Consider the following 2,688-nt stretch of genomic DNA (forward strand, 5'->3'; position numbering starts at 1 on the left):
TCAGGATCCAGAGTACCGCAGGACACGTGAAACCCTGTGGGAAACTGGGGGGACCACCCTCCAACCCTAAATACTACTTGATGACCGATAGAGGAGCAGTACCGTGAGGGAAAGGTGAAAAGGACCCCGGGAGGGGAGTGAAATAGAACCTGAAACCTTGTGCTTACAAGCACTCAAAGCCCGTTAATGGGTGATGAGGTACTTTTTGTAGAACGGTCCGGCGAGTTATTGTACGTAGCAAGCTTAAGGTATTCAGTACCGAAGGCGAAGCGAGAGCGAGTCTGAACAGGGCGATTTAGTTATGTGCAATAGACCCGAAACCAGGTGACCTATCCATGAGCAGGTTGAAGTGGAGGTAAAACTCCATGGAGGACCGAACCGACCCCCGTTGCAATGGTGGCGGATGACTTGTGGATAGCGGAGAAATTCTAATCGAACTTGGAGATAGCTGGTTCTCCCCGAAATAGCTTTAGGGCTAGCGTTAGTTTAGATTACCGGAGGTAAAGCACTGAATGGGCTAGGGGCTGATAAAGTTACTGAACCCTATCAAACTCTGAATGCCGGATAATTGATGACTAGCAGTCAGACTATGGGAGATAAGTCTCGTGGTCAAAAGGGAAACAGCCCAGACCCACAGCTAAGGTCCCAAAGATACGCTAAGTGGAGAACGATGTGGAGTTGCGAAAACAACCAGGATGTTGGCTTAGAAGCAGCCACTCATTAAAAGAGTGCGTAATAGCTCACTGGTCGAGTGACTCTGCGCGGAAAATATAACGGGGCTAAGCGTAACACCGAAGCTTGGGATTGTCCTATGGACAGTGGTAGGGGAGCGTCGAATGCGGGGTGAAGTCAGAGCGGAAGCACTGGTGGACTTCATTCGAGTGAGAATGCCGGAATGAGTAGCGAGAATTATGTGGGAATCATAATGGCCGAAAATCTAAGGTTTCTTGGGGAAGGTTCGTCCGCCCAAGGTAAGCCGGGAGCTAAGGCGAGGCCGAGAGGCGTAGTCGATGCACATACGGTTGAAATTCCGTAGCCACCGAAACTTAAGTTAGAGGGACACTTGGAACTATCCAGACCCGGGCGTTGGTTGACCCGGGCGAAAGGGACCGAAATCAAGTAGGGAAGCTGGAGAACGACGAGGCGAGAAAAGCTCTAATGTATGCTAAGGTGCCCGTACCGCAAACCGACACAGGTAGATGAGGAGAGAATCCTAAGGCCAACGGGAGAAGGGTTGTTAAGGAACTCGGCAAAATTACCCCGTAACTTCGGGATAAGGGGAGCTCCGAAAGGAGCCGCAGAGAATAGGCCCAAGCGACTGTTTACCAAAAACACAGGTCTATGCTAAATCGAAAGATGACGTATATGGGCTGACGCCTGCCCGGTGCTGGAAGGTTAAGAGGAGGGCTTAGCGCAAGCGAAGGTCTGAATTGAAGCCCCAGTAAACGGCGGCCGTAACTATAACGGTCCTAAGGTAGCGAAATTCCTTGTCAGGTAAGTTCTGACCCGCACGAATGGCGTAACGATTTGGGCGCTGTCTCAACAGCCCACCCGGCGAAATTGTAGTACCGGTGAAGATGCCGGTTACCCGCAACTAGACGGAAAGACCCCATGGAGCTTTACTGTAGCTTAATACTGAGGATTGGTAAATGATGTACAGGATAGGTGGGAGACATGGAAGTCAGGGCGTCAGCCTTGATGGAGTCACCCTTGGGATACCACCCTTCATTTGCTGGTTTTCTAACCTGCGGCCGTGAATCCGGTCGGGGGACACTGTTAGGTGGGCAGTTTGACTGGGGCGGTCGCCTCCTAAAAGGTAACGGAGGCGCTCAAAGGTTCGTTCAGCACGGACGGAAATCGTGCAGTGAGTGTAAACGCATAAACGAGCCTAACTGCGAGGCCGACGGGCCGAGCAGTAACGAAAGTTGGAGTTAGTGATCCGGCGGTATGCAAGTGGAAGTGCCGTCGCTCAACGGATAAAAGCTACCCTGGGGATAACAGGCTGATCTCCCCCAAGCGTCCACAGCGACGGGGAGGTTTGGCACCTCGATGTCGGCTCGTCACATCCTGGGGCTGAATTCGGTCCCAAGGGTTCGGCTGTTCGCCGATTAAAGTGGCACGCGAGCTGGGTTCAGAACGTCGTGAGACAGTTCGGTCCCTATCTGTTGCGGGCGTAAGAGATTTGAAGGGAGCTGTCCTTAGTACGAGAGGACCGGGATGGACAGACCTCTGGTGCACCAGTTGTCGTGCCAACGGCACAGCTGGGTAGCTACGTCTGGACGAGATAAACGCTGAAAGCATCTAAGCGTGAAACTCCCCCTAAGATAAGATCTCTCATCCTTTATGGAGTAAGGCTCGACGTAGACTATGTCGTTGATAGGTCGGAGGTGGAAGTGCTGCGAGGCATGTAGCTGACCGATACTAATAAGCCGAGGGCTTGACCTACAAGGTCGTAAGGAAATGCAGGCGCTTGTGAGCGAAGGTAAGGTTTGTTTCACTGTTCGGTTTTCAGGGTGTATGAAAGCGCACGATATGCGCCTTTAGCTCAGTTGGTAGAGCAACTGACTCTTAATCAGTGGGTCCCGGGTTCGAATCCCTGAAGGCGCACCACACGGCCCGTTGGTCAAGCGGTTAAGACGGCGGCCTCTCACGCCGCAAACATGGGTTCGATTCCCGTACGGGTCACCA

The 2,688-nt window shown here is 52.5% G+C and carries 2 tRNA genes and 1 rRNA gene; all 3 read left to right on the forward strand.

What is annotated here, in order from left to right:
* Positions 1–2,445: ribosomal RNA gene (locus ACTQ3R_RS16320) — 23S ribosomal RNA — on the forward strand; the annotation flags it as partial.
* Positions 2,446–2,534: 89 nt separating this feature from the next.
* Positions 2,535–2,610, forward strand: a tRNA-Lys gene (locus ACTQ3R_RS16325).
* Positions 2,611–2,613: 3 nt separating this feature from the next.
* Positions 2,614–2,688: transfer RNA gene (locus ACTQ3R_RS16330), tRNA-Glu, on the forward strand.

Source organism: Lawsonibacter sp. LCP25S3_E2 (genome assembly GCF_052117285.1).
Lineage (GTDB): Bacteria > Bacillota > Clostridia > Oscillospirales > Oscillospiraceae > Lawsonibacter.